At 75.7% G+C, this 17,904-nt stretch carries 13 protein-coding genes, 1 pseudogene and 1 riboswitch; of the genes and pseudogenes, 10 read left to right on the forward strand and 4 right to left on the reverse strand.

The window, feature by feature from the left end; genetic code table 11:
• Positions 1-110: 110 nt before the first annotated feature.
• The 3 genes from AB0H28_RS12215 (at position 111) to AB0H28_RS12225 (ending at position 4,589) form a co-directional block, all read left to right on the forward strand.
• Positions 111-2,228: an AAA family ATPase gene (locus AB0H28_RS12215; protein WP_358038225.1), complete on the forward strand. Its 2,118-nt coding sequence runs from the start codon at positions 111-113 to the stop codon at positions 2,226-2,228.
• Positions 2,229-2,304: 76 nt separating this feature from the next.
• On the forward strand, positions 2,305-3,219 hold the full coding sequence (locus tag AB0H28_RS12220) for a cation diffusion facilitator family transporter (protein WP_358037673.1): 915 nt from the start codon (positions 2,305-2,307) through the stop codon (positions 3,217-3,219).
• Positions 3,220-3,365: 146 nt separating this feature from the next.
• Positions 3,366-3,496, forward strand: a riboswitch (cyclic di-AMP (ydaO/yuaA leader).
• 4 nt (positions 3,497-3,500) lie between these two features.
• Complete coding sequence (locus tag AB0H28_RS12225) at positions 3,501-4,589, forward strand: hypothetical protein (protein ID WP_358037676.1); 1,089 nt, start codon at positions 3,501-3,503, stop codon at positions 4,587-4,589.
• Positions 4,590-5,006: 417 nt separating this feature from the next.
• On the opposite strand, the gene AB0H28_RS12230 is transcribed toward AB0H28_RS12225, so the two are convergent.
• On the reverse strand, positions 5,007-5,519 hold the full coding sequence (locus tag AB0H28_RS12230; RefSeq protein WP_358037679.1) for an SRPBCC family protein: 513 nt from the start codon (positions 5,517-5,519) through the stop codon (positions 5,007-5,009).
• A gap of 40 nt (positions 5,520-5,559) precedes the next feature.
• Positions 5,560-5,919, reverse strand: a complete 360-nt coding sequence (locus AB0H28_RS12235; protein WP_358037682.1) for an STAS domain-containing protein — start codon at positions 5,917-5,919, stop codon at positions 5,560-5,562.
• A 468-nt stretch (positions 5,920-6,387) separates the two neighbouring features.
• On the opposite strand from AB0H28_RS12235, the gene AB0H28_RS12240 reads away from it, so the two are divergent.
• On the forward strand, positions 6,388-6,792 hold the full coding sequence (locus AB0H28_RS12240; protein ID WP_358037685.1) for a hypothetical protein: 405 nt from the start codon (positions 6,388-6,390) through the stop codon (positions 6,790-6,792).
• Between the two features lie 70 nt (positions 6,793-6,862).
• On the opposite strand, the gene AB0H28_RS12245 is transcribed toward AB0H28_RS12240, so the two are convergent.
• Complete coding sequence (locus tag AB0H28_RS12245; RefSeq protein WP_358037688.1) at positions 6,863-9,613, reverse strand: cellulose binding domain-containing protein; 2,751 nt, start codon at positions 9,611-9,613, stop codon at positions 6,863-6,865.
• A gap of 248 nt (positions 9,614-9,861) precedes the next feature.
• Here AB0H28_RS12245 and AB0H28_RS12250 point away from each other — a divergent pair.
• Both AB0H28_RS12250 and AB0H28_RS12255 read left to right on the forward strand, forming a co-directional pair.
• Positions 9,862-10,305, forward strand: a pseudogene (locus AB0H28_RS12250) (BON domain-containing protein); the annotation flags it as partial.
• A gap of 71 nt (positions 10,306-10,376) precedes the next feature.
• Positions 10,377-10,928 carry a DsbA family protein gene (locus AB0H28_RS12255; RefSeq protein WP_358037691.1) on the forward strand — a complete coding sequence of 184 codons (552 nt, stop codon included), beginning with the start codon at positions 10,377-10,379 and terminating at the stop codon, positions 10,926-10,928.
• A 9-nt stretch (positions 10,929-10,937) separates the two neighbouring features.
• Here AB0H28_RS12255 and AB0H28_RS12260 read toward each other — a convergent pair whose 3' ends face one another.
• Complete coding sequence (locus AB0H28_RS12260) at positions 10,938-13,619, reverse strand: LuxR C-terminal-related transcriptional regulator (protein WP_358037694.1); 2,682 nt, start codon at positions 13,617-13,619, stop codon at positions 10,938-10,940.
• Between the two features lie 222 nt (positions 13,620-13,841).
• On the opposite strand from AB0H28_RS12260, the gene AB0H28_RS12265 reads away from it, so the two are divergent.
• The 4 genes from AB0H28_RS12265 (at position 13,842) to AB0H28_RS12280 (ending at position 17,837) form a co-directional block, all read left to right on the forward strand.
• Positions 13,842-14,204, forward strand: a complete 363-nt coding sequence (locus AB0H28_RS12265; RefSeq protein WP_358038228.1) for a hypothetical protein — start codon at positions 13,842-13,844, stop codon at positions 14,202-14,204.
• On the forward strand, positions 14,201-15,337 hold the full coding sequence (locus AB0H28_RS12270; RefSeq protein ID WP_358037697.1) for a zinc-binding dehydrogenase: 1,137 nt from the start codon (positions 14,201-14,203) through the stop codon (positions 15,335-15,337). The genes AB0H28_RS12265 and AB0H28_RS12270 overlap by 4 nt, the downstream gene beginning before the upstream one ends.
• Positions 15,338-15,482: 145 nt before the next feature.
• Entirely contained in the window at positions 15,483-16,658 is a 1,176-nt protein-coding gene (locus AB0H28_RS12275) for a saccharopine dehydrogenase NADP-binding domain-containing protein (protein ID WP_358037700.1), read from the forward strand.
• Positions 16,659-16,748: 90 nt separating this feature from the next.
• A complete protein-coding gene (locus AB0H28_RS12280; protein WP_358037703.1) occupies positions 16,749-17,837 on the forward strand; it encodes a MerR family transcriptional regulator in 1,089 nt (362 codons plus the stop codon).
• Positions 17,838-17,904: the final 67 nt, after the last annotated feature.

The following is a 17,904-nucleotide window of genomic DNA, read 5'->3' on the forward strand; positions in this document are numbered from 1 at the left end:
CAACCGGCACCCGCGTGCGCGGGGCCGGCGGCATGGCCCCGACGTCCGGCTTGCCGCCGGCCCGTACCCTCATTCAGCCCGTCGTGCCGTCCGACCACAGGAGCACCGCGTTGACCGACCAGACCACGCTGGACCGGGAGATCGCCGCTGAGCAGCGGCACCTCGACCGGGTGTACGCCCGGCTGGCCGAACTACGCCGGTCCGCGGCCGACGCCGAGCGGGAGGGCTACCAGTTGGCCCGGGTCGGCACGTTCGGCGCGCTGGTCGAGCGGGACGCGATGGTCTTCCACGCCGCCCAGCGCCGGCACGTGCTGGACGCGGAGCACGAGGGGCTGGTCTTCGGCCGGCTGGACCTGCGTACCGGGCAGGTGCTGCACGTGGGCCGGCTGGGGGTGCGCGCCGACGACGCCGAGACGCTTGTGGTGGACTGGCGGGCGCCCGCCGCCGCCGCGTTCTACCAGGCCACGCCGGCCGAGCCGCGCGGCGTGGTGCGCCGGCGCACGATCCAGTCCACCGCCGAGAGGGTCACCCGGATCGAGGACGACCTGCTGGACCCGGACGCCGCCGGGCCGGACATGGCGGTGGTCGGCGACGGCGCGCTGCTGGCCACGCTGTCGAGGGCCACCGGCCGGGGCATGCGCGACATCGTGGCGACCATCCAGCGGGAGCAGGACGAGGCGATCCGCTCGCCCGGCAACGGCGTCACGATCGTCTCCGGCGGACCGGGCACCGGCAAGACGGCGGTGGCGTTGCACCGGGCCGCGTACCTGCTCTATTCGGACCGGGCCCGGTATGCCGGCGGCGGCATCCTGGTGGTCGGACCGTCGGGCGTGTTCGTCGAGTACATCGCGTCGGTGCTGCCCTCGCTCGGCGAGGAGACGGCCACCCTGCACTCGCTCGGCTCGCTCTTCCCGGGCCTGTCCGCGACCCGGACGGACCCGCCGGAGGTGGCGGCGGTGAAGGGTTCGCTGCGGATGCGCCGGGTGTTGGAGCGCGCGGCCCGGGACGCGGTGCCGGACTCCCCGGCGGAGCTGCGCCTGCTCTACCGCGGCGAGCTGCTGCGGCTGGACCGCCGGGCGCTGGACGCGGTGCGGGACCGGACGCTGACCCGGGGCGCGCGCCGCAACGAGGTGCGCCGGGCGGCGTTCGACGCCGTGCTCGCGGCGCTCTACGCGCAGGCCCGCACGCTGCGGGTGGGCCGGCTGCCGGAGCAGCCCGCGTTCGAGGACGAGATCATCGAGCGGCCGGAGTTCCGCGAGTTCCTCAAGAGCTGGTGGCCCCGGCTGCATCCCCGGCACGTGCTGGGCTGGCTGGCCCGGCCGGAGCGGCTGCGCCGGTACGCCGGCGGGGTCCTCTCCCCGGCCGAGATCCGGCTGCTCACCGACGCCTACCGGACGCTCGACAGCGACGGGCTGACCGTGGCCGACATCGCCCTGCTGGACGAGTTGGACGCGCTGCTCGGCACGCCGGTGCGGCGGGCGAAGCCGAAGCGCGACCCGTACCAGCTCGCCGGCGGCGTGCGCGAGCTGAGCACGTACGCCGACCGGCAGCGCGCCGCGCGGGCGGCGACCCGGGAGCGCCCGGCGGACTACCGCGACTACGCGCACGTGGTGGTGGACGAGTCGCAGGACGTCTCGCCGATGCAGTGGCGGATGGTCGGGCGGCGCGGGCGGCTGGCGTCCTGGACGGTGGTCGGCGATCCGGCGCAGACCGCCTGGACCGGTGACCCGCAGGAGCTGGACCGGGCCCGGGACGAGGCGTTGGGGCGGCGCCGCCGGCGCCGCTACGAGCTGACCACCAACTACCGCAACTCGGCGGAGATCTTCGCCGTGGCGGCGGCGGAGATCCGTCGGCTGTACCCGGACCTGGCGCTGCCGGACGCGGTGCGCTCGACGGGCGTACCGCCGGTGCAGCGCGTCGTGCCGGCGGCCGAGTTGCCGGCGGCCACGGTGGAGGCGGTCCGGGCGCTGCTGGCCGAGGTGGAGGGCACGGTCGGGGTGATCACGCCGGTGCCGCGCCGGGACGAGGTGGCCGGCTGGCTGGGCGCGCTCGGCGCCGGCCGCCTCCAGGTGGTGACCAGCCTGCAGGCAAAGGGCATGGAGTACGACGGGGTGGTGCTGGTCGCGCCGGGCGAGATCCGGGCCGACCCCGGCTCCGGGGTCCGCACGCTCTATGTGGCGCTCTCCCGGGCCACCCAGCGCCTGACCACGCTCGACCCGGTGGGATGATCCCACCCTCAGTTGCACACATAGCGATGTGAGCATAGATTGGTTCCGGCCGAGGCACGGGACGGAGGGTGTGCGCGTGGGCGCAGGTCATGACCACAGCGGTGCGGTCGCCAACGCGGCGCAGCGGCACGCGGGGCGGCTCTGGGCCGCCTTCGCGCTGCTCACCGCGCTGATGCTGGTCGAGGCGGTGACCGCCGTCACGACCGGCTCGCTCGCCTTGCTCTCCGACGCCGGGCACATGTTCACCGACGTCCTCGGCATCGGCATGGCGCTCGCGGCGATCAGCGCCACCCGGCGTGCCCGCACCGACCCGCAGCGCACCTTCGGGCTCTACCGGCTGGAGGTGCTCGCGGCGCTGGCCAACGCGGTGCTGCTCGGCGCCGTCGCGATCTACGTCCTGATCGAGGCGGCACGCCGCTTCGGCGAGCCGCCGGAGGTGCTCGCCGGGCCGATGCTCGTGGTCGCCGTGCTCGGCCTGCTGGCCAACATCGCCGCGTTCGCGCTGCTGCGCTCCGGCGCGCAGGAGAGCATCAACCTGCGCGGGGCCTATCTGGAGGTGCTGGGCGACCTGCTCGGCTCGCTCGGCGTGATCGGCGCCGCGCTGGTCATCGCCCTCACCGACTGGTGGTGGGCCGACCCGGTGGTCGCGGTGGCGATCGGCCTGTTCATCCTGCCGCGCACCTGGCGGCTCGGCCGCGCCGCGGTGCGCATCCTGGTGCAGGCCGCCCCGGAGCACCTCCAGGTGACCGCGGTGCACGACCGGCTGGCCGCGGTGCCCGGCGTGGCGGAGGTGCACGACCTGCACGTCTGGACGCTCACCTCGGGCATGGACGTCGCCTCGGCCCACCTGGCCCTCGACGCGGACGCCGAGGTGGCCGCCGTGCTGGGCGCCGCCCGGGCCGCGCTGCACGAGGACTTCTCGATCGACCACGCCACGTTGCAGGTCGAACCCGGAGCGTCGGCCGGGACCTGCGGCCCGACCGAGTGGTAATTGAGGACAGCCTTAAATCCTTGTGGTTATTGTTAGCTTACGCCGGTTTTGTCTGGGTAGCTGGTTCCGGTCGGTGGAGCCGGCCCCGGGCAGCGCCGGTAGGCTCGGTCGCGGCCACACCGCGAGCGCCACTCCGGCGCCCGTGGGCGCGGCCGGCGCCTAATCGCCCGCAGGGCGAGCCGGGGAACCACGTACGTGGGGTGCATCCGCGTCAGCGGTAGGGATCTTCCGTCCCGAACCCGTCAGCTAACCCGGTCGGCGGTTGACGGAAGGAAACCTGAATGCCCACAGCGGCACCTGTACGACGGACGGCCGCCCGGTTGGCGGCCCTGCTCGTGGCGACCCTGGCCCTCGGCGTCGGCACCGCGCCGGTCTCCCCCGCCGTCGCGGCCCGGTCGGCCCCACCGACCGGCCTGCTGGCCGCCGCGCCCGGCGACGACGAGGGCGGCACCCCGACCCTGCGCGCCCAACTCGACGCGGCCAGCAAGGGCTGGCTGGACGCCAAGGCCGCACTGAACCGCTCGGTGACCCGGCAGAAGCAGCTCAACGACCGGCTCCGGACGATCGACGGGGAGCTGACCGAACGCGACGCCAAGGTCGGCGAGATCGCCCAGGTGGCCTACCGCACCGGCCGGATGGGCACCGCCGCGGCGCTGCTCGGCAGCCGCAGCCCGGAAGGCTTCATGGACCGGGCCGCGGCCCTGGAGACGGTCGCCGCGCACGAGGACCGGGCGCTACGCGACCTGATCGCCACCCGGGACGAGGCGATCCGCACCCGCACCGCCCTCGACGGCGAGATCCGGGAACAGCGCAAGCAGGTCACGGTCATGGGCAAGCGCAAGGAGCAGGCCGAACGCGCGCTGGAGGTGGCGAACAACCGCAGCTCCACCAGCCGCGACAGCGACGACGGCGACAGCGTCCGGGGCACGTCCACGGCGAACGCGAAGCCGGCCCGGCGCAACTCCGACGGCTCCTGGCCGGCGGAGTCGTGCAGCGTCAACGACCCGACGCCGGCCAGCGGCTGCATCACGCCGCGCACGTTGCACGCGCTGCAACAGGCCAAGGCGGCCGGCTTCACCCGGTACGTCTCCTGTCACCGGCCCAGCGGCTCGGGCGAGCACCCGAAGGGGCGGGCCTGCGACTTCGCGGCGCAGAAGAACGGCTTCGGCGGCGTCGCCAGCGGCGGCGACAAGACGTACGGCAACAACCTGGCCGCGTACTTCATCCGCAACGCCGACCCGCTCGCCGTGCTCTACGTGATCTGGTTCCGGCGGATCTGGCTGCCCAGCAGCGGCTGGAAGTCGTACAGCGGCGGCAACGGCGACCCGTCCAGCGACCACACCAACCACGTGCACCTGTCGGTGTACTGAGCACCACGCCCCACGGCGTACGCCGGGTGTCGCCGCCCGGGCCACGACGCGGGCGGCGCGGCGGGTGACGATCGGGGCATGAGACGACTCTCCCCCGCCGGCCGGAAGGCGCTGCTCACCGCGCACCTGGCCACCTCGTTGGCTGGCTCGGCAGCGATCTGACGCTGCTCGCGCTCGGCGTGGCCGGGCTGCGCGGGGCCGACCCCGAGGTGGTCTACCCGGCGGCGGCGCTGGTGGCCCCCCGGCTCCGGCACCTCGGCGCGCCCGCCGGGGCCGCCGACGCGCACCTGCGGGTCGACCTGGTGGTGGCGCCGGCCGTCTCCACCACGCTGCTGCTGGTCGCCACCGTGCTGTCGGTATACAAGCCGTGGGGGCGGATGCGGCCGGGGCGTCGGGCCGGCCCGGGGACCGCCGGGGTCAGACCGGCCGGCCCTCCAGGGTCGCGCCGAGACGGGCGGCGAGACCCAGGTGGGCGGCCCGGGCCTGGCGGAACGCGTAGCCGAACAGCGGCGCCGGCGCGGTGAGGGTGATCTCCACGTCGATCCGCACCACACCGTCGGGCTCGTCGCGCAGCCGGGTGTGGTTGCGCACCGTCGTCGCCGGCTGCTGCCGGGCGACGGTGACCACCTCGTCCTCGTTGGCGACCAGCACGTCCGCCTGATAGGTCACCGGGAAGTGCAGCGGACCCAACTCCAGGCGGTCGGTGATCGCATAGCTGGCCAGCGCGCCCGGCCGGGCCGGCACCTGCCGGACCCGCACGATCAACGGATGCAGCTCGCCCTGCCGGCTGAGGTCACCGAGCAGGGCCGCCGCGTCCGCTCGGCTGCACCGGGCCTGCACGGTGTAGCTGAAGCTGTCGCTGCTCTGCAACCGGTCCCCCTCGCCGTCGTGGGTCCGGACGATCGTCCCGTACCAGCGCCGGGCTGGCAACGGGTCGAAGGTCCCCCGGTCGGTGGGGGTCGGGCGGCGCTCAGGCGCCCGGGAGCACCTCGGGGGCGTCGTCGGCGAACCAGGGCTCGGGCGCGCCGAAGAGACCGAGCAGACCGGTCACCCAGAGTTGACGGTGCACGAACCGGCTCGGCTCGGTGACCACGAGCTTGACGCCGCTGACCTCGCAGGTCTGGAAGCCGGCCACCATGGCGCTGATGCCGACGGAGTCGATGAACGTCACGAGCCGCATGTTGAGCTCGATCCGGGCGGGGCGCCCCTTGGCGAGCACCTCGGCGATCGCCTCTCGCACCTCGTACGCGGTGTCGACGTCGATCTCCCCCCGAGGGGCGATCTGGACGACACCACCAGGACGCATCGACTTCACGATCGACAGGCTCACGCGAGCACCTCCACTCGCCCCAACGGGCGCCTCATCAGTACGCGGGCCGCGACCGAGAGTATTCCTCCAACGGCCCCGGTCGCCACCCCCCGGGATGAGCAATTCGCGGACTGGGCACACCTGGGCGAACCCAATCCGGACCTCCGGGTTCCGATTTCCCCTTCGTCGCGGACCACGACCGGCCGAACGACGGAGCCCGGTCGACCGATCCGCCGATCCAGGGTAGCGGGCCGGCGCACGTCACGGGGAACACCCACCCGTCGGCGCGTTCGGGTGATTCGTCCGCTCCTGTCCGCCTACCTCACCGCCCGCGGGTCCGCGTCGACTCCTTGATCACCCCTGGTCGCCACGCGGGGTTTGGGACGGTGGTGGGTGGGGCACTGCCCACCGGGAGTGAACCGTGACGCGCCGGATGAACGCCGGAGTCCGAAATGGCCGCCGGGCTTCGGCACCCGAGGAGGTAGAACGATGTTCGGATCCAGCCTGATGGACCGCCGCAGCAAGCCCGAGCGAGTCGCGGACCAGGCGTGGCAGCACCTGCTCTCCGCGGTCGGCTCCGCCGGGGACAGCGTGCGCGACGCCACCCGCACGGCCCGCCGCAACTCCTCCGGCCTGGCCGACGACGCCACCGACCTGGTCGGCTCCGCCGCCGACGAGGCGCGCCGCCGGGCCGGCCTCGCTTTCGACGCGCTCGCCGGTCGCCGGCCCGCGCTGCCCTGGACGCTGCTGATTGCGGCGGCCCTCGCCGGCGCCGCCATCGGGTGGGCCGCCGGCACCGCCGCCCGCGCCGCCGGCAGCCGCGAGCGCGACACCGACGAGATCGAGTTCGTGGACGTCGACCGGCCCAACTCCCCCGCCGGACTGGACGGCTGACCGCCACACCACGCACGACGAACGGTGGCCGCCCCCGACGCTCGGGGGCGGCCACCGTCGACGGCGCCGATCAGCGGGCGCTGCAGGTCACCGTCGGCGCGCGGTTGCCGCCGGTCGCCGTCGCGGTGAAGCCGACAGTGGTCGACCCGCCGACGCCGAGGTTGCCGTTCCAGCCGGCGTCGGTCACCGTCACGGCCGCGCCGGTCTGGGTGTACGACCCGCCCCACAACTGGGCGATCCGCTGACCGTCCGGGAAGGACCAGGTCAGCGTCCACCCGGCGATCGGCGCGGTGCCCGAGTTGCGCACCGCCACCTCGCCCTGGAAGCCACCCGGCCAGGTGTTCGTCACCGCGTAGGCCGCCGCGCAGCCGCGCCCGGTGGACGACGGGGTCGGCGTGGGGCTCGGCGACGTGGGCGTCGGCGTGGGCGTCGGGCTCGGTGACGTCGGCGTGGGCGTCGGGCTCGCCGAGGTGGGGGTCGGCGTCGGGCTCGCCGAGGTGGGCGGCGGCGTGGGCGTGCCGCCCAGCCGGTCCGCCACCAGGATGCCCCGGCCGTTGGTGCCCAGGTAGACCCGGCCGTAGACGCGCGGGTCACCGGTGAGCGCCTCACCCGCGTTGCCGTACTGGTGCTTGTCGTCGTTGATCCGCACCCAGGTCGTGCCGGCGTCGTCGGAGCGGTACACCCCGGGCGCGCCGCCGACCGTGCCGATGGTGAACAACGCCGGGTACGTCCGCCCCGGGGCCGCCTTGCCGAAACCGACGTTCACCGCCGAGGACACGCCGGTCACCTTGGTGAAGCTCGCGCCGGAGTTGGTGGAGTGCCAGAGGCCACCCTCCCCGGCCAGCCAGATGTCGCCCTCGACCCCGGGCAGCGCCTTGAACTTGACAGCGGTGGTCGGCAGGCCGGTCGCCGCGGTGGCGGTGAAACCGGCCCCGCCGTTGGTGCTGAGGTAGAACCTCCCGGCGCTGAAGCCGTAGAACCTGTTCGGGTCGACCCGGTCGGACTCGACGGTGGCGTTGGCCGGGATGCCGGTGGCGGCGGTCCACGAGTTGCCGAAGCCGACCGACCGGACGACCTGCTGGCCGGCGTCACCCGGCGACCAGACGAACTGGCCGCCGTCCGCGGACGCGGCCACCGTGCCGCCGTTGTTGATGCCGCCGGGTTCGGTGCCCTGGAACCAGTTCGCGCCGCCGTCGGTGGAGAACGCCACGTGGCTGTCGTTGGGCCGGTCGGCGTCGGTGAAGTTGCCGGCCCGCACCATCACCGCCGGCTTCGTCTGCGCGTAGTCGAGGCTCGTGGTGCTGCCGAAGACCGGCTGGGTGAACATCATCGGCGGCACCGCGCCGAGGTCGGTGTGACGGAAGCCGCCGATGTCGCCGAGCCCGCTGACCAGCGGTGCGCCCGACGGCGGGCTGATCAGGTCGAGCACCGCGGTCTCCTCCAGCCCCTTGACCATCGGGGTGATGGTGAAGGTGCCGCCGGTGTCCCACTTCGTCAGGCCGGTGGTGCCGTAGATCGTCGCGCCGGTGCCATACATCAACCTGTCGCTGTCGAACGGGTCGATCTCCAACGACTCGTTCATCCAGCCCAGCTTCGGGGTCTCCTCCGGCGGCGCCGGGTTGGTGCCGAAGGTCAGCCACGGCACCGAACTGATGTCCATCGTGTACTTCTTGCTCCGGTTCGGATAGCTGGTGAAGTCCCAGATCCGCGTCCAGGTCGCGCCCCCGTCGGTGCTGCGCCAGAAGATCGCGTCCGGCCACCAGGAGATCTGCGAGGCGACCATGAGCGTGTTCGGGTGCTGCCGGTCGATGGTCAGCCCGGAGTAGCCGAAGTAGGCGTCACCGCTCGACGACGGGACCGGGCTGATCCGCGTCCACGCGCCCGTGCTCCGGTCGAACTTCCACACGTCGCCCTTGCCGCCGTCGTACGGGCCGCCGGTGTCGCTGGTGGCGAGGTAGAGGAAGCCGCCGACCGGGTCCACCACGCCCTTGTGCGCCAGGTAGCCGGTCGGCTGGCCGGGGATCCGCTCCCAGGTCGCGCCGGCGTCGGTGCTGCGGTAGACCGGGTTCTGCTTGTCCGCCACCCCGACGTAGATCGTCTTCGTGGCGGCACCGGCCGTGCCGGTGCTCTTGTCGAAGCTCACCCAGGTCAGGCCCTGGTTCTGGCTCTGGTAGCCGGTGCTGTCGTTCGGGTCGGCCCGATAGTTGCCCACGTTCGGGAAGTTGGCGACCTTCGCCCAGGTCGCCCCGTAGTCGGTGCTGCGCCACAGGCCGTTGCCGCCCTCGGCGCCGTAGTAGAGGACGCTGTTGCGGTTCGGGTCGACCGCGAGCCGCTCCCCCATGCCCCGGCCGGGCATGTTGCCGCCGTTCTTGAACGGCAGCTCGGTGGCCTGCCAGGTGGCGCCCTTGTCGGTCGAGCGCAGGATCGCCCCGTGGTTCGGGTCCCAGTCGTTCGTGTACATGCCGACCGCCGCGTACACCCGGTTGGTCTGCACCGGGTCGGTGGCGAGGCTGACCACCCCGTTCCAGCCCCACCGGTCCGCCCCGACCCAGTCCAGCAGCGGCGTCCACGAGCCGGTCGCCTGCTCCCAGCGGTACGCCCCGCCGATGTCGGTCCGCGCGTAGATCAGGTTCTTCTCGGTCGGGTTGAAGACGATGCCGGGCACGAAGCCGCCGCCGTCGATCCGGACGTTCTTCCAGGTGTACGGCTCCGCGGCGGCGGCGGCGGCCGGAGGTACGCCGGTGGTGACCAGCGGCACGACGACGGCTGCCGCGGTGGCGGCCAGCGCGACGGCGGCCAGACCGGCGAGACTTCTGCGCATGGGGGGCGGTCCTCTCGGTTGCCCTGTGGTGGGGGAACGGGAGCAGGGGGCGGTGCGTCGTCGGGGAGCGGCCCGGGCTCCCCGTCGGCTTGCTGGCTCCCGCAGCCGAGGGACCCTCAGCGTACGCCGGCCGAGCCGTTCATGGAAGCGCTCCCAGGTCATCCGGTCCGGGTGAGGACGGCTCACCCCGGCGGCGCGCAGGATCGGCTTGCGCGACCGCACCGCCGATCGACCGGAAGGAGAGCCGGATGACCACCGGGACGACCACGCGCACCGACCGGGAGATCCGGTCCGGCGTACGCGACGAACTGGCCCGGGCGGGCCTCGACGAGGTCGCGGCGACAGTCACCGACGGCGTGGTGACGCTGACCGGCCGGGTGGACGGCTACGCCGGGAAGTGGGCCGCCGAACAGGCAGCGCACCGGGTCGCCCGGGTCCGTGCGGTCGCCGACGACCTGGCCGTCCGGATCGCCGCCGCGCCCGGTCGGGACGACCCGGAGATCGCCGTGGCCGCCGTGCGGGCCCTGGAGTGGGCCGCGTTCGTGCCGGTCGGGGCGCTGCACGTGACGGTCACCGACGGTTGGGTCACGCTGCACGGCGACGTCGAGTGGGAGTACCAACGCCGGGCCGCCGAACGCTCCGTCGCCCGCCTGCCCGGCGTGTGCGGGCTGCGCAACCAGATCGCGGTACGGGCCGGGTGAGCCGGCGAACCACCCGGCCCGGGTGAGCCGGGCTCACCCGGGCGCGGGCCAGGGTGGGCGGTATGACGACGCCACTCCAGGTCACCACCGCCCGGCTGCGGATCCCGGTCACCGACCGCGACCACGTGCGCGGGCCGGCCGACGCCCCGGTCACCGTCGTCGAGTACGGCGACTTCCAGTGCCGGTTCTGCGGCGCCGCCTACCCGAACCTGGCGGAGGTGCTGCGCCAGCGGGCCGACATGGTACGGCTGGCGTACCGCCACTTCCCGATCACCAACGTCCACCCGCACGCGGAGAGCGCGGCGGAGACCGCCGAGGCGGCCGGCGCGCGGGGCCGGTTCTGGGAGATGCACGACTGGCTCTACGAGCACCAGGACCAACTCGACCCGGTGCACCTGTCGCTCGGCGTGGAGCAGGTCGGGCTGGCGCCCGACGAGGTGAACGCCGAGGTGGCGCGACAGGCCCACGCCGACCGGGTCCGGCAGGACTTCGTGGGCGGGATCCGCAGCGGGGTCAGCGGCACCCCGACGCTGTTCGTCAACGACGTACGCCACGACGGCGGCTACGACCTGGCCGAACTGCTGGCCATGGTGGACGCCGCCGCCGGGACCTGACCGCACCGGTCAGATCAACCGCAGCTCGCGCGCCCGCCGGACCGCCTCCCGCCGGCGGGTGGCGTCGAGCTTGCGGTAGATGTTGCGCACGTGCGTCTTGACCGTGTTGACCGACAGCGACAACTCGGCGGCGATCTCCACGTTCGACAGGATGCTCTGCAGATAGCGCAGGACGGTCAACTCCCGCTCGGTGAGCGGCTCGCCCAACGCCCGCGCCGGCGCCTCCGGCGGCCCGCCGGAGGTGGCGGCGACGCCGCGGAGCAGGTCGTCGACAGTGGCCCAGTGGGCGGTCCCGGAGTCCAGGTGGGCGGCCAGCAGGTCGCGCAGCCCCGGCTCGGCCCGGGTGAAGACCCGCCGGCAGCCCTCCGGCTCGGCCAGCGCCAGCACCTCCTCCAGCAGCCGCCCGGCCCGCCGGCCGTCCCCGGCCGCACCGGCCAGCGTCGCGTCCAGCAACCCGGCGCCCAGTCGTACCGGCAGCGGCCAGCGTCGCGCGTCGGGCCCGGTCCAGTCGGGCAGCGTCCGCTCCGCCGCGCGGGCGTCACCGGCGGCCAGCCAGAGGCGGGCGGACGCCAGCGCCAGCGCCGGGTCGGGCGGGTCGCCGCCCGCCGCGTCCAGCAGCGCGCGGGCCCCGGCCAGGTCACCGACCTCGGCGCGGAGCTGCGCCTCGCCAGCGGTGAGCCACGCGCCCAGCTCCGGCCCGGGCGCCGAGGCCCGGGCCGCGGCGAGCGTGCGCAGCGCGGTCGCCGGGTCACCGCCGTCGGCCAGCAGCCCGGCCCGGCACAGCGCGACCAACGCCGCCCCACCCGGCTCCGCGCCGACCGGCCCGGCCAGCGCCAGGTGCGCGGCGGCCTCCGCCGGCCGGTCCCGCTGCCAGCGCGAGAGCGCCAACGCGAGGTACGCGTAGCCGCAGTCCACCCGGGACGACCAGCCCCGGCAGGGCGGCATGGACAGCGCCTCCCGGGCGTGCTCCTCGGCGGCCCGCAACGCGCCCCGGGCCGCGTGCAGCGCCGCCGACCGGGTGGCGCAGAGCAACTCGGTACGCGGCCGGCCGGCCCGCCGCGCCGCCGCGAGCGCGCCGGCGAACCGCTCGCCCGCCACCGACAGCTCCCCCTCGGCGAGCGCCACCAGCCCCTGCGCGGCTCCGGCCACCGCCCGCACGTCGTCCACCGCGACGCTCCCGCCCGTGGCGGTCGCGAGCAGGCGATCGGCGGCCCGGCGTACCGCCTCGTGGTTTCCGGTGAGCCGGGCCAGGCTCAGCTCGACCGCGGCGGTCAGCCGGCGGAACCGGTCGCGGCGCGACGCCGGCAGGTCCGCCGCGTGCGCGAGCGCCTGCCGCAGCGGCCCGTCCGCGGCGGCCGGGTCCCCGGCGTACGCCCGCTCGGCGGAGACCGCCAGCGCCAGCTCGGGGTCCCGGCGCACCGCCTCCGCCGGCGGCTCCGGCGGGGCGGGCACGGCGACCCGGGCCGGTTCGTCCGGGGCCAGCTCGGGCCAGCGGGTGATCAGCAGCTCGGTGGCGTCGCCCCACTCCCCGGCGGTCAGGGCGTGCCGCAGCGCCTCGGCCGGCCGGTCGTGCGCGGCGAACCAGGTGGCCGCGCGCCGGTGCAGCTCGCGCAGTTCGTCGGCGGGGAGCCGGCCCAGGTCGGCGCGGAGCAGGTCGGCCAGCAACGGGTGCGGCCGGTACCAGGGCGGGCTGCCGCCGTCCTGCTGGACGAAGCCGCCCACCCGGGCCGCGTCGGCGAGCAGCGCTCCGGCGTCGGCCCGGCCGGTCACCGCGACGGCCAGGTCGGCGCAGACCGCGACCGCGACCGCGCCGCGGCACAGCACGTCGCGCGCCGCCGGGTGCAGCGCCACGAGCACCTCGTCACGCAGGTACGCGGCGACGTCCGGCTGGTCGCCGCTGACCTGGTCCACGGCGCGCGCCGGGTCCGCGCCGGCCGCCGCGGCCAGCGCGGCGAAGCGCAGCCCGGCCGGCCAGCCCGCGGTCCGCTCGACGAGCCGGGGCACCGCCTCGGCCGGCACCGGCACGCCGTGCGCCACCAGCAGGTCGGCCACCTCGTCGGCGGTGAACGCCAGCTCGTCCGGGCCGAGCACGGTCAGCTCGCCGGCCAACCGCCACCGGTGCAGGGCCAGCGGCGGTTCCCGGCGCGCGCCGGCCACCAGCCGTAGCCGTCCGTCGCCGTGGCGGAGCAGGAACTCCAGCCCGGCCAGCGCCGCCGGGTCGGTCACCCGGTGCAGGTCGTCCAGGACCAGCAGCACCGGGTGTTCCCGGGCGGCGAGCGCCGCGGCGAGCGTTTCGAGCTGCTCCGGCCGGGGCGGGCCGTCCGGCGCCGGCCCGTCGTCCGGCTCCCCCGCGACGGCGGTGCGCAACGCGGCGGCCAGGTACGCCCAGAGCCGGCCGGTGGTGTCCCCCTCCGCCACGCTCACCCAGACCGGCGCCGGACCGGGCCGCTCCGACCGCGCCCAACCGGTCAGCAGTACCGTCTTGCCCCAGCCGGCCGGGGCGAGGAGCAGGGTGACCGGTCCGGCCGCGCCGCGCTCCAGCCGCTCCAGCAGCCGGGGGCGCAGCACCGTCGGCCCGGGCGGCGCGGGCGGCGCCAACCGGGATGCGAGCAGCGGCGTGCCGGCCACCGTGGCGGGCGTCCCGGCCGACGGCCGCGACACGCCGGTCACCGTGTCGACCTCATCCGGCATGCGTCCCTCCCCCGTCGGCGCGGGGGGCGGTTACCCGGACCGCGCCGGTTCACCCCTTCGGGGCGAGCCGGCGTCACCCGGGCCGCCGGCACGCTGGGGCCACTCGGGCGGCCGGCCACGCACCGCCGGCCGCCCGGTGACCCACGACCCGCAGGAGGGCCGGTGGCTCGGACAGGACGGCTGGTCGACGCGCTCGCCCGGGCGGCCGGTGGCGCGCGGGCACTGGCCCGCCGGCGCACCCGACCGGCCGCCACCGGCCCCCGCCCGGCGCGCTGGCAGGTGGTGACCGTGTCCGGGCGGCCCGAGCAGGTGCTCCCGGCCGGGCGGTGGCCCGAGCCGCTGCGCCGGCTCGACGGGGCGGTGGAGGTGTGGGCCCGCCCGGCCCCCGGCGGGCGCGGCACCGAACTGGCGGTACGGCCGCTGGGCGGGGCGCCGACGCTGCGCGGGTTCGCCGCCCACCTGGTCGGCGACGACCCCGGTCGGTTCCTGCGGCAGGTGCTCCGGGAGACCCGCCAGCTCCTGGAGACCGGGGAGGTGCTGCGGGCGGATCGTGCTCCGCTGGACCGCCCGGAGGCACCGCGGTGAGGGCGTTGTGCTGGGAGGGTGCCGACGCGCTGGCGGTACGCCAGGTCCCCGACCCGGAGCTGCGCAACGCCCACGACATGATCGTCCGAGTGCGACGCAGCCTGACCTGCGGCGGCGACCTTCCGCTGCTGGCCGGGCGGGTGCCCGAGGCGGCCGTCGGCGAGGTGCTCGGGCGCGAGTTCCTCGGCGAGGTGGTCGAGGTCGGGCCGGCGGTGCGCCGGCACCGGGTCGCCGACCGGGTGGTGGTCGGCGCCGCGGTCGCCTGCGGGGTGTGCTGGTTCTGCCGGCAGGGCCTGCTCGCCTGCTGCGACAACGGCACCAGTCAGGTGACGGCCGAGCCGGAGTGGGGACAGCCCACCGCCGGGTGCTACGGCCGGCCGGCCCGCCTCGGCGGCGTCGCCGGCGGCCACGCCGAGTTCGTCCGCGTCCCGTACGCCGACGTGGGCGCGTTCGCGGTGCCCGAGGAGGTCGACGACGACCGGGCGGTCTTCGCCGCGGACGCCGCCCCGACCGGCTGGCACGGGGTCGAGCTGGGCGGCGTCGCCCCGGGTGACGTGGTGGCGGTCTGGGGCGCGGGCGCGGTCGGCCAGCTCACCGCCGCGGCGGCGGTGGCCCGCGGCGCGGCCCGGGTGATCATGGTGGACGAGCACGACGACCGGCTGCGGATGGCCGCCCGGCACACCGGCGCCGAAGCGCTCGACCACCGGTCGGTGGACGTCCTCGCCGAGCTGCGCGAGCGCAGCGGCGGCCGGGGACCGGACGTGTGCGTGGACGCGGCGGGCCCGCCGCCTGCGCCGGCACGGTGGCCGGCACACGGGCCGGACGGCGGGGCGGCGGTGCGCGACGCGGTGCACGCCTGCCGCAAGGGCGGCACGGTGGTGGTGCTCGGCGGCGGGGCGGCGTTCACCGACCGGTTCCCGCTCGGCGCGGTCACGGACAAGGGTCTGGCGGTACGCGGCGGCAACCGGGCCGGTCCGGCCGCCATCCCCGCGCTGCTGGACCGGATGGCCCGGGGCGAACTGGTCACCGAGCACCTCGCCACCCACCGGCTGCCGCTGGATCGGGGCGCCCACGGGTACGCGCTGTTCCGGGACCGGGCGGACGGCTGCGTCCGGGTGGTGTTCACCCCGTGATGCCGGCCGGGACGCATGGGCGAACGCACCGAGCGAAGCGAGGGCCGTGAGCGCACTGCCCGACCAGCACGCATGGGCGAACGCACCGAGCGAAGCGAGGGCCGTGAGCGCACTGCCCGGCCAGCACGGATGGCACACTCGGCGGATGCCCACTGACCGCCCGTACGACCTCGTCCTGTTCGGCGCCACCGGCTTCACCGGCGGCCTCACCGCCGAGTACCTGGCCCGGCACGCGCCGGACCAGCTGCGCTGGGCGCTCGCCGGCCGCAACCCGGCCAAGCTGGCCGCCGTCCGCGACCGGCTGGCCGCGATCGACGCCGGCCTGGCCGAGCTGCCCCTGCTGACCGCCGACGTGACCGACGCGGCGTCGCTGCGGGCGGTGGCGGACAGCGCGCGGGTGGTCGCCACCACCGTCGGCCCGTACGTGCACCACGGCGAGCCGCTGGTCGCCGCCTGCGCCGCCGCCGGCACCGACTACGTCGACATCACCGGTGAGGCGGAGTTCGTCGACCTGATGTACGTGCGGCACCACGCCGAGGCGGTGCGCACCGGGGCCCGGCTGGTGCACGCCTGCGGCTTCGACTCGGTCCCGCACGACCTGGGCGCCTGGTACACGGTCAAGCAGCTCCCGTCGGACGGGCCGGTCACGGTGGACGGCTACGTGCGGGCCGGCGGCCGGTTCTCCGCCGGGACCTACCACTCGGCGTTGACCGCGTTCGCCCGCACCGGCGAGATGAGCCGGGCGGCGCGGGCCCGCCGGGCCGTCGAGCCGCGACCGGACGGGCGGCGGGTGCGGGCGGTGCCCGGCCGGGTCGGGCGGGTCCGCGAGTTCGGCCAGTGGGCGGCGCCGCTGCCCACCATCGACCCGCAGATCGTCCGCCGGTCGGCGGCGGCCCGCCCGGAGTACGGCCCGGACTTCCGCTACCGGCACTTCGCCGCGATGAAGCGGTTGCCCACCGTGTTCGTCGCGGGGGTCGGCCTGGCCGGCGTGCTGGGGCTGGTGAAGCTGCCGCCGACCCGGCGCTGGCTGCTCGGGCGGCTCTCCTCCGGTCAGGGGCCGAGCGCCGAGCAGCGGGCGAAGTCCTGGTTCCGGGTGCGGTTCGTGGGCGCCGGCGGGGGCCGGCGGGTGGTGACCGAGGTGGCCGGCGGCGACCCCGGCTACGACGAGACCGCCAAGATGCTCGCCGAGTCGGCGCTCTGCCTGGCCTTCGACGACCTGCCGGCGACCGCCGGCCAGCTCACCCCGGTGGCCGCGATGGGCGACGCGCTGCTGGACCGCCTGGTCCGCGCCGGCATCACCTTCCGCACCCTGAAGGGTTAAGGAAGGGCCCCTTGTTAACGCATCCGGTAGAGGCGGGGCCCCCTTTTAACACCCCGAGGCGTTGACCCTCGACCTGGTGGAGGGCACAGGATGACCGCCGTGGAGAGCGAGCTTCGCAGCATCGGTGAGCTGGCCCGGGCCAGCGGGTTGACGGCCAGCGCGTTGCGGTTCTACGACCGCTCCGGCGTGCTGACCCCGGCCCGGGTCGACCCGGTGACCGGCTACCGCTGGTACACCGGCGACCAGGTCGGCCCGGCCCGACTGGTGGCCGGGCTGCGCCGGGTGGGCATGCCGCTGGCCGGCATCGCCGAGGCGCTGCGGAACCGGCACCGGCCGGCCGAGGTGCACCGGCTGCTGGACGCGCACCTGCGCCGGCTGGAGGACGGCCTGGCCGACGCGCGTCGCGAACTCTCCCGGATCCGTCGCCTGATCGACCCGGAGGAGACCACAGTGACCACCCGCCTCGTGCTGTCCCGCACCGACCTGGCCGCCGCCGTGGCCGCCGTACGCTTCGCCGTCGGCGCCGACCCGGAGCTGCCGGCCCTGTCCGGCGTGCTGCTGTCGGTCGAGCCGGACGGCGTACACCTGGTCGCCACCGACCGGCACCGGCTGGCGGTGGCCCGGGTCGACGCCACCGTCGACGGCCCGCCGGTGGGCGCGCTGCTGCCGGTGGCCGCGGTGGACGAGCTGCGCGCGCTGCTGGACGCCGACGCGGCCACCGTCGACGCCGTCGTCGCGGACCGGGTGACGTTCTCCGTGGCCGGTCGCACGATGGACGTCACCGCGCTGCCGTACGACTTCCCGGACTACCGCCGGCTGCTGCGGGCGAAGGTCGGCGACGCGCCCGCGTACCGGATTCCGGTGGACGGCGCGGCGCTGCGCGCGGCGCTCACCGCCGACGGGGTCCGGTTGTGCCACCGGACGCACGACGGCGTCGCGCACGAGGTGGTGGCGCTCGGCCTGGACGGCCGCGGTGAGCTGCGGCTGGTCGATCCGGCCATTGCCGACGGCCCGGACGACGGGCTGCGGGTGGGGGTCAACCGGGAGTATCTGCTCGACGCGCTGGACGCCGGCGGCAGCCAGCTCGTGCTGGAGCTGGACGGTCCGATCCTGCCGCTGGCGGTGCGCCGGGCCGACGACCCGCACGCATTCTCCATCCTCATGCCGGTGCGCCTGTAGACCGGGCCGGGCCGGGCCGGCGGGGCCGCGACGGTAGCATCTGGTGGTCCCACCCGACTGCCTGGAC

Origin of the sequence: Micromonospora sp. NPDC050980 (assembly GCF_040653835.1) — a bacterium.
Lineage (GTDB): Bacteria > Actinomycetota > Actinomycetes > Mycobacteriales > Micromonosporaceae > Micromonospora.

What these genes read in the sequence shown, in the direction of transcription:
- AB0H28_RS12225 (WP_358037676.1), top strand. Translation starts at nt 3,501, where the DNA reads ATGCCCACAGCGGCACCTGTACGACGGACGGCCGCCCGGTTGGCGGCC.
- AB0H28_RS12240 (WP_358037685.1), top strand. Translation starts at nt 6,388, where the DNA reads ATGTTCGGATCCAGCCTGATGGACCGCCGCAGCAAGCCCGAGCGAGTC.
- AB0H28_RS12245 (WP_358037688.1), bottom strand. Translation starts at nt 9,613, where the DNA reads ATGCGCAGAAGTCTCGCCGGTCTGGCCGCCGTCGCGCTGGCCGCCACC.
- AB0H28_RS12255 (WP_358037691.1), top strand. Translation starts at nt 10,377, where the DNA reads ATGACGACGCCACTCCAGGTCACCACCGCCCGGCTGCGGATCCCGGTC.
- AB0H28_RS12260 (WP_358037694.1), bottom strand. Translation starts at nt 13,619, where the DNA reads ATGCCGGATGAGGTCGACACGGTGACCGGCGTGTCGCGGCCGTCGGCC.
- AB0H28_RS12275 (WP_358037700.1), top strand. Translation starts at nt 15,483, where the DNA reads ATGCCCACTGACCGCCCGTACGACCTCGTCCTGTTCGGCGCCACCGGC.
- AB0H28_RS12280 (WP_358037703.1), top strand. Translation starts at nt 16,749, where the DNA reads ATGACCGCCGTGGAGAGCGAGCTTCGCAGCATCGGTGAGCTGGCCCGG.